This is a genomic window from Bifidobacterium biavatii DSM 23969 (assembly GCF_000741165.1).
GTDB lineage: Bacteria > Actinomycetota > Actinomycetes > Actinomycetales > Bifidobacteriaceae > Bifidobacterium > Bifidobacterium biavatii.
Genome location: NZ_JGYN01000014.1, coordinates 42,543 through 51,548 on the forward strand (window position 1 = coordinate 42,543; position 9,006 = coordinate 51,548).

At 56.0% G+C, this 9,006-nt stretch carries 7 protein-coding genes and 1 pseudogene; 4 read left to right on the forward strand and 4 right to left on the reverse strand.

Annotated elements, in window-relative coordinates:
* Positions 1–293: 293 nt before the first annotated feature.
* The 3 genes from BBIA_RS14860 to BBIA_RS05905 all read left to right on the forward strand — a co-directional run bounded on the left by BBIA_RS14860 (position 294) and on the right by BBIA_RS05905 (position 5,305).
* Positions 294–2,432: an isopeptide-forming domain-containing fimbrial protein gene (locus BBIA_RS14860; protein WP_035138133.1), complete on the forward strand. Its 2,139-nt coding sequence runs from the start codon at positions 294–296 to the stop codon at positions 2,430–2,432.
* A gap of 118 nt (positions 2,433–2,550) precedes the next feature.
* Positions 2,551–3,582 carry a Cna B-type domain-containing protein gene (locus BBIA_RS05900; RefSeq protein ID WP_033495221.1) on the forward strand — a complete coding sequence of 344 codons (1,032 nt, stop codon included), beginning with the start codon at positions 2,551–2,553 and terminating at the stop codon, positions 3,580–3,582.
* Between the two features lie 793 nt (positions 3,583–4,375).
* On the forward strand, positions 4,376–5,305 hold the full coding sequence (locus tag BBIA_RS05905; RefSeq protein ID WP_051923847.1) for a class C sortase: 930 nt from the start codon (positions 4,376–4,378) through the stop codon (positions 5,303–5,305).
* Between the two features lie 14 nt (positions 5,306–5,319).
* On the opposite strand, the gene BBIA_RS05910 is transcribed toward BBIA_RS05905, so the two are convergent.
* The 3 genes from BBIA_RS05910 to BBIA_RS05920 all read right to left on the reverse strand — a co-directional run bounded on the left by BBIA_RS05910 (position 5,320) and on the right by BBIA_RS05920 (position 7,560).
* Positions 5,320–6,678, reverse strand: a complete 1,359-nt coding sequence (locus BBIA_RS05910) for an ATP-binding protein (protein ID WP_033495219.1) — start codon at positions 6,676–6,678, stop codon at positions 5,320–5,322.
* Between the two features lie 226 nt (positions 6,679–6,904).
* On the reverse strand, positions 6,905–7,330 hold the full coding sequence (locus BBIA_RS05915; protein WP_033495217.1) for a PIN domain-containing protein: 426 nt from the start codon (positions 7,328–7,330) through the stop codon (positions 6,905–6,907).
* Positions 7,330–7,560, reverse strand: a complete 231-nt coding sequence (locus tag BBIA_RS05920) for a DUF6364 family protein (RefSeq protein WP_033495215.1) — start codon at positions 7,558–7,560, stop codon at positions 7,330–7,332. The genes BBIA_RS05915 and BBIA_RS05920 overlap by 1 nt, the downstream gene beginning before the upstream one ends.
* A gap of 897 nt (positions 7,561–8,457) precedes the next feature.
* Here BBIA_RS05920 and BBIA_RS15220 point away from each other — a divergent pair.
* On the forward strand, positions 8,458–8,724 hold the full coding sequence (locus BBIA_RS15220) for a DUF559 domain-containing protein (protein ID WP_152600622.1): 267 nt from the start codon (positions 8,458–8,460) through the stop codon (positions 8,722–8,724).
* Here the strand turns inward: BBIA_RS15220 and BBIA_RS05925 are convergent.
* Positions 8,716–9,006 (reverse strand): annotated as a pseudogene (locus BBIA_RS05925) (integrase core domain-containing protein); the annotation flags it as partial. The gene BBIA_RS15220 and the pseudogene BBIA_RS05925 sit on opposite strands and share 9 nt — an antisense overlap.

Genomic DNA, 9,006 nt, shown 5'->3' on the forward strand with positions numbered 1-9,006 from the left:
ATCGGCGAGTCTGTGCTGTCAGCTCGCCTACCGGCGAGCAGTCGCCGCTCCCTACATAACTCAAAACCCCTTCTGAAGCTGGCGGAGCTCTCGGCCCCCTCGGCTGAGGGGGCTGTCAGCCGGAGGCTGACTGGGGGAGTGTTCACCACTCCACAATCCCAGAAATCCTCCTCAAGCCACAGAACCAGGTGGGAAAACTTCAAGCGTTACGGAACGCCCGACTTCCCGCCACCAATCAAGTTTTCATAACTTAACCCAATTCAAATCAAGGAAGATCACTCAAAGGAGTAATCATGAAGAAGTTAGGCAAGGCCCTGTTGGGTCTTCTCGCGGCCGTGGCGATGCTCGTCACCGGCCTCGTCGCCCCCACCACCGCCTTCGCGGATGATGAGACGTCTGCGGCTACCACCAAGTATTCCATCACCATCAACAACACGGTGAAGGGCTACACCTACAAGGCGTATCAGGTGTTCTCTGGCACCCTGTCTACGGAGAGTGGCAGGCAGACCCTGTCCGACATTGAGTGGGGCGATGGTGTTGATGGAACCGAACTGCTGAAGGAGCTGACGGGCCTCGATAAAGATACCAAGGATACGAACCTCGCCAAGCTGCTGCTCACCAAGACCGAGGGTGAAGGCGATCAGGAAAAGACCGTTACGTACAACCCGTTCAAGGACGCTAAGGACGCGAAGGATGTAGCTAAGGTTCTCAGCGGCCAGACCTCGACGGTTGACAAGACTTCCGAGTTCATGCAGGCGTTCGCCAAGGTTGTTGGCAAGCACCTCAACAACAAGACGGATGAAACCGCGGGTACGACTGACAAGGGTCATGAGAGCTCTCCGGTTCTGAGGGATGAGAACAATCAGGACGGTGACATCACCGGTTACAGGATCTCCGGTCTTGACGCCGGTTACTACATCGTGCTGAACACCACTGTGCCGGGCAAGGATGCTACCGGCGAGGATGTGAACGATGAGAACTCCAAGTCCGCCTACACTGAGTTCATCCTCCAGCTCGTCGCCGACGTCAATGTGGCTCCGAAGAGCGAAGTGCCGACCCTGACCAAGAAGGTGCAGGAGAAGAACGATTCTGCCGCCGAGTCTGATAAGTCCACTCCGAAGAACCCGACCGATTGGCAGGACGGCGCCGACTACGATGTGAACGACAATGTCCCGTTCCAGCTGACCGCGACCCTGCCGAAGGATGCGACCCGCTTCGCCGCCTACGAGAAGTACCACCTGACCTTCCACGATAAGCAGAGCGTGGGCTTGACCTTCAACGACGACGCTAAGCTGACTCTAAAGCACGACGTCACCACTAAGACCGATGCAGGCGAGAAGACCGAGACCAAGGAAACGGTTATTCCTGCCAAGGGCACGAAGGACGGCGTCGAGCACACCAACTACACCGTGACGTGGTCTGGTGCTACCAAGGATGCCGATAAGACGACCGACGGTGATACCTTCGACATCGCCTTCAAGGACGTCAAGGATCTTTACGATGCTAACGGTGACAAGATTGAGGTTGCCGCTGGTGACCGTATCGTGGTTGACTACACCGCTAAGCTGAACGACAAGGCCGTCATTGGTAAGCCGGGCAACCCGAACGAGGCCCGCCTCACCTACTCCAACAACCCGAACAATGAGGGTGACGGCGAGTCCGGTCACACTCCGTGGGACAAGGTCACCGTCTTCACCTTCACCATCGAAGCCAACAAGGTCGGCGAAGATGGAACGACCTCGCTGAAGGGTGCCGGCTTCACCCTGTACAAGTGGGAGAACACTGCAAAGAAAGGTGAAACGGCCAAGTTCGGCTGGAAGGAAGTCTCCGTGATCGCTCCGGTGTATAAGAAGGCTACCGATACTACGGATGCGGATCATAAGGATGCTGACGGCAACCTGCTCGACGACGATGGCAACAAAGTAGTTGATGAGGACAAGACGCCGACCACATTCACGTGGAAGCAAATCGACTCTGGCACCTACAAGCTCGAGGAAAGCACCGTCCCGCTCGGTTACGACAAGGCTGAAGACCAGTACTTCGTGGTCGAAGCCACCTACGACACCGATTACGACAACAACGACGCTGACAAGAAAGAGCTGGATCCGGAAGATCTGACGCTGAACATCTACAAGGGCACTGTCACCACTGATGACAAGGGTAATGTGACCGCTGTGACCAAGGGCGACAAACTGAACACCGAGAAGACGGATGCTTCTTGGAGCATCAAGGATGAAGTGATCAAGGAAACCGGTAAGGGTTCTGTCACTCACCAGCAGGCCATCGCTTCCACGACCATTGTGAACAAGAAGGGTTCCAGCCTTCCTGAGACCGGTGGCATGGGCACGGTGATCCTCTACGCTCTCGGTGGTGCGTTCGTCGTCGCCGCGGGCCTGTGGTTCGGTCTGCGTCGTCGCTTCTCCAACCGCTGAATAGTGGTCTGATGATCCTCGTTTGAGGATTTCCTAAGGGTTCTTTGCTTCGCCTCGCTGTGAGGCGGGGCGAAGCAAAGAGTCTCTCTGTTTTCTTGGGATCTCTGTGGGGAGACGTATGTTGGCTAACGCAAACGGTGATCGTGAGAGCGGTCATAGCGTGAGAGCGTTGGGGGCGCGCTGGGTGACGAGTGTCCTTGCAGCGGTCTGCTCACTGGCTCTTTTTGTAACGGGTTTTGCTGTGGTGTTTCCTGTGTCTACCGCGTATGCGGAAGATAAGGGGAGTATCACGGTGAACTATCAGGATGATGATGCTCCCATCGTTGGGGCTCAAGCTCATCTTTTTCATGTGGCCGACTGGAATGATGCTAATAATGGGTTCACGCCGACTTCCCAGTTCAAGGATTATTCCGTGGATTGGAATGTGTTTGGTGCGGATTCTGAGACGTTTCGTCAGTTGGCTGAAACGCTTGCCGGGTACATTTCCCGCGACAGCTTGAAGTCGCAGGCCGATCAACTTACAGACTCTACTGGCACTGCGGTGTTCAATGGTCTGTCGCGGGGATTGTATCTGGTGACGGTTGACGCTTTCGATGGTGACTCGCTTACCTGTAAGGCTTCTTCCACTCTGGTGGTGTTGCCGTCTGATTCGGGTTCGTTGGATGTGACGCTTCAGCCGAAGACCGAATGCAGTCCGAAGCCTCAGACTCCGGAAGAGAAGAAGACGAAGCTCAAGGTCACCAAGGTTTGGAAGAACGATGGTGACGGTGAATCCCGTCCCGCCAAGGTCACGGTTCAGTTGCTTCGTGATGGGGAAATCTATGACGAGGTTTCGTTGAACGAGGCGAACGATTGGACGCATGAGTGGTCTGATCTTCCCGCTGAGCATGAGTGGCGGACCGTGGAGAAGGTGGTTGCTGATCATTACACGGTGTTGGTGGATCGTGAGAACACTGAGGTGTTGGTCGTGAACACGTATCAGCCGGGTGATCATGATCATCACGGTCACGAGGATAAGAAGGAGCATAAGGGCAAGAAGCCTGCTGAGACTGGTTCGAATGTGTCGACTGTTGCGGCTTGTGCGGTTGGCTTGTCTGGGGCTGGGTTGGCTGTCCTGCGAGTCCGTCGTAAGCATCAGGCGAATAACTGAAGAGTGTGCTGATTCGAGTATTAGGGTAGTGGTTTTGCGCTTTGCGCGTTGGAATCGTGCTTCGCACGATGCTGTTTGATTGGCGGCCTGCGGCCGCGACGCTCCCTCAGTCACGCTTCGCGTGACAGCTCCCTCAGCCGAGGGAGCCGAGAGCTCCGCCAGCTTCAGAAGGTTTTTCTGGGTTGGAGGTTGAGCTTTGGTAACCGGGGTGGTTGTGGTGGCCTGGCAGGCTCCCTCGGCTGAGGGAGCTGGCCGCCGTAGGCGGACTGAGGGAGCGTCGCAGCACGCTAGTGCTGCCAACGGCACAGTATCACGCGTTAGCGTGATTCCGTTACACGGAGCGCAAGCGGAGTGATCGCAGCCATAGGCCGCTGGCAGCACTGCATCGCACTCAGTGCGATTCCGCGCGCGAAGCGCGAAGCCGCAACTCCTATTTACCTGAATCAGCCTGAATGTAATGCTTCCCGCGGTGATGGTTGGAGTCGGTGTCTGGAATCGTGCGCCGGGCACTGGTTTTGATCAAACCGAGGGACTACTTCCTGAAAGGGAGTTCCTGTTTCGGCTGTGAGGCTGGAACGAATAATTGAAGTCTTGATGGCATGAATGGGCGTGGGGACTCACATTCCTCACCTCTCTTCACCTCGTGAGTGCTCATGTTCTCCTATCCATCCCATCGCCCGTATAACAACAAAACAGACCTTCCCTGATCGTTCGTTACTCCTATTCCAACGGTCGGGGAGGGTCTTCTCTCGTATCTCACTCGCACTCGTTGCTCGTGGAAAGGACAGTGGATATGGCTGCTCGTAGTCGGAAGCGGAAGCCGATTGACGTGATTTCCACGATCATTTCCGCGTTTTTCGCGGTGGTGCTTGTGGTTGGGATCGGGCTTCTTGCGTATCCGTCGGTGGCGGATTGGTGGAATCGGATGCACCAGTCTCGCGCGGTGGCCACGTATATCGAACAGACCGAAGACCTCAGCAAAGCAAAGAAGGCCGAGATGTTGAAGGCCGCCCGCGAATACAATGCGAAACTGCCTTCGATTGCGGATCGTTGGCGTTTGACTGATGAGCAGAAGCAGGAGTACGAGTCGATCCTGGATGTGTCGGGTACCGGCATCATGGGCTACGTCACCATCCCGAAATTGAAGGTACGGTTTCCGGTTTACCACGGTACGGATGAGGGCGTGTTGCAGATCGCGATCGGCCACTTGGAAGGCAGTTCGCTCCCCGTGGGTGGGGCGACGACTCATGCTGTCGTCTCGGGGCATACTGGTCTTCCCAGTGCGAAGCTGCTGACCGGTCTCGATACTCTGGTGAAGGGTGATACGTTCGCGTTCCACGTGTTGGATGAAACCTATACGTATCAGGTCGACAAGATCAGCGTGGTCCTCCCGAATGAACTCGACAATCTCGCTATCGAGGATGGCAAGGATTACGCGACCGTGGTCACCTGCACCCCGTATGGGGTGAATACGCATCGTCTGTTGGTGCGTGGTCATCGTATTCCTAATCCGAGGACTCCGGATACGACCGACTATGACACTCCGGTGCGTACGTACACGACGGCCATCGTCTCGGTCGCGGCAACCGTATTCATCCTCGGCCTTATCATCGTCCGCTGGCTCATCGTACGCCGCCGTCGCCCACGCGGCGGACACTCCACCGGAATAACAAGCAAGCTGGGTACTGCCACTGTCTCCGACAATAATGGCGTCGCGTCATAATACGAAGAGCCGATTTACAGACAGAATGACATGTACAACGGGAGGGAACGGCGGTTTCCTTCTCGTGTGGCCGGTCGGGGATACAGCACGTATTCGGTGCCGATGCGACCGGCGAACTTGACGGCGAATTTATCAAGCGAGATGGTTGAATACCGTTTGCCGGACTTGACCTCGATTGGACTGATACGTGGCTTCATGGCCGCATCCGGGTACGGGCGCACGATGAGGAAATCAATCTCCATGCGTTCCTCCCGGACGTTGGATGCCTTGGAATAGAAGTAGAGATCATGCCCCGACGCCGCAAGCTGCTGCGCGACGGCGTTTTCGGCCAACATGCCCTCATTGACTCCGTCCGCGCCAAGCAGCACCTGACGGTACACGTCAGGCATGGACGATCCGCTGGCGGAAAAAGCCATAGTGGACAGCAAACCCGTATCGGCCATATAGCATTTCACCGTGGATTCATCAGCGCTAAGCGCAAGTCCCAGCGACGGATCCTCCGCCAACACGCATAGGTTGACCGTCGCCGCTTCACGCAGCCACGCGAACGCCGTCATAAAATCACGTGATCGGGAGCCGTTCTCAACCTGCGTGTACACCAAACGCTTCTCATGCTTCGATAACTGCCCGGGAATGGCATCAAACACGGCACGAATGCGTTTGGCGGCCAAATCACCGTATTTCTCGATATCCTCCCGATACAACTTGAGCACCATACGTTTCGCGCGATCAGCTGCCGCCATATCACGGGACGGCGTGTACGCCGCAACGGCCTGGGGCATGCCGCCGACCAGCATATACTCGCGCCACAGTCGCCCAGCCTTGCGGTGAAGCGCATCCGGCATCGCCGTATCCGCATCAAACGAATGCCGAATCATCGTGGCAAGCGCGGTTTCTCCCATCGCCCACAGAAACTCCTCGAAATCCATAGGCCCCATAGTCATGGACTCCTCCTCGGACGGGATGAGAATGTCCTTGACGTTGGCGTTGATCGAGATGAGCGATCCCGTTTCGATGTAGTCGAAACGACCATCGGCCACAAGATGTTTGATGAACTCGCGCGCCGGCGGGAACAGCTGCACTTCGTCGAAAATCACCAATGATTTACGACGGACCAGATTGACGCCGAACGCCGCGCTCAGGTACAGAAAGAAGCCATCCAAATCATTGCGCATGTCAAGGAACGTCTGCTTGAACTCGTCGGTGACGCGCGTGAAATCCACCAGCACGTACGAGTCGTACTCATTGCGGGCAAACTCGACGGCGACGGTGGACTTACCCACACGACGTGCCCCCTCGATGAGCATGGCGGTATGTCCGGCGCTTGTCTTCTTCCACTCGAGCAACCGGTCGTATGCCTTCCTGCGGAACATGTCAACTCCTTGCATTGCACGTTTCTAAGGTTTAAGCATACCACTGGATTGCACGTTTCTAAGGTTTCGTGTGGTGCTGAGATTGCACGTTTTTGAGGTTTCGCAAGGTGAGAAAATCACACGTTTTTAAGGGTTAGCGATGCCCTGAGATTGCACGTTTCTAAGGTTTCGCGGCATGCACGTGACGTTTTGCCCCTGCATAGGACTGCGGGAAGTCTGCGGAAAGTCAGAACAATGACGGATTGCGGTTCAGATATTCAGCGGGGGAGAGGGCCTCGACTGGCGAAAGCGCGAAATCCTTCACGTTGTTTGTGATGATATGCGTCGCATGATCCCGTTCTGCGATCGCGGCGACGAAACTGCCCTCCGTGTCCTTAAAGCCATAAGACAGACCACGCAGTATCGCCGTCTCGTCCAGCGCTGCAACATGGGCGAGCCCTAGGCATAAAGACAAAGCCTGGCGGGCCTTGTCTCGGCTTTTAGTGTTCGCTTCCACGATATAGGCGATGGTTGCGGCGCTATGCGCCGGCATCAGCAGCTCGAAACCCTCTCGCGACGACAATGCCAGAATCTGGGCCGATGCGTCGCACAATGGTTCACGTTCCAGTATGACGTCCAAAAACACATTGGTGTCGACAACCAGTCGCTGCATCAGTGCTTCTCCATCAGGTGACGGCGATAATCCGATTCGTCAGTCGGTCCGCGGCCGATGCCCATAAGGGCGCGCACGGACGGTGGCAATGTTTCGCGCTCTCCTGTCGGAGCTGCAAGCGAGTACAGATACGATTCCACGATCGACGACAGCGTGCGTCCCTGCCGATGTGCGTAGGCCTTTCCGTTTTCGATGGCCCTCTCGTCGACGCTGAGCGTGAGTTTGGTCATGACAAACCTCCTATACGTATACAAAGCATATTGTATACGTATATCGTTGATCTGGAAACCACGTCTGAACGGGAGTGGTGCGAATGTCGCTGCTGAACCAACTCTTCATGACACCACTGTGTTCGGCACACTGAAAATGAGGCAGCCAATATATGCTGCTTTTTAGCATGATGAAAATCATTAAGGACGGCGAATGAGACTGCATCCTCGCGAATCCACCGACGCATACGGGCTCTTCGCATTTTGGTGTGTATGGGCGTTGTCTGGTGGTGTCGGAATCACGCTGTCGCGTGATGCTGTGTTGCTGTGAGATTGCGCTCGCGTGCAATGCTATGTTTCCCGACGACGGCTCAGCCGCCGCACTTGCGAGTGTTCAACGCATCACGATGCTGGCGGTAGCCTCGGCCCCCTCGGATAGGCCGAGCCGTTAAGAAAACAGTCCAGTGGACTGTTTTTAGGCGAGGAGCGAGCGATAGCGAGCCAGCAAGCAGTCAGCCGAAGGCTGTCCGTAATTGCAGGTTGCTGTCAGCCGCAGGCTGACTGGGGGAGCGTCCGCGGCACGCCAGTGCCGCCAACAAGCACAGCATCGCGCGCAAGCGCGATTCCAATACCTTTGGACTGCGCGACCCGCCACACAGCTCAACCACACCACAATGCAAAGAGCCCAGAGCCCATAATGTGCCGTTCCCACCCACACCACGTCCGGCAGGCACGACGGATCGGTCCCGTCGAATACCGGGTGTGGGTATAAACGGGTCATTTTCCATATAAGAAAACCGGATCGAAGATCGGATCCGTGCCGAGTGTGGGTGGAAATCGGATCATTTGGTCTGATGATCGTGGTGATGATCGTGGGCATATCCGGTTCATATACGGGAGCGTGGGCATAAACGGGTCATTAAACACGCTCATAAGCCGCGTACATATACCGTCCATGCCCACACTCTCAGCTACACGCCATCGGTCAACAATCCTTACACGCCAAAATACGAAGAGCCACTCTGGTACCGGTTCCTAAGCACTCACACCCTGCGCTGGCAACGGCAAACCCTAATCGGCCGATACATCGTCGACTTCTACTGCGCGAAAGCCAAGCTTGTGGCCGAACTCGACAGTGAAGGCCACACTACACGTTGGAGCAACAAGCGAAATGAAGTGGCCTGATTTTTGTTCCGTCTCTGCTATGAGACGGCTTGTGCCATCTGCTTTTGATAATACTCGTTCTCGACCTGTTCCGGTGTCCTGTAGCCCAGGGAGGCGTGCAGTCGCTTCGAGTTGTACCACGAGACCCACCGCATCGTCGCATACTCCAGCTCGGCCACACTCCGGTAGGGCTTGTTGACCCAGATCAGCTCGCGTTTGTACGTGTTGTTCGTGCGTTCCGCCAGCGCGTTGTCGTACGAGTCGCCGACCGTGCCGGTCGAGGGGAGCATGCCCGCGTCAGCC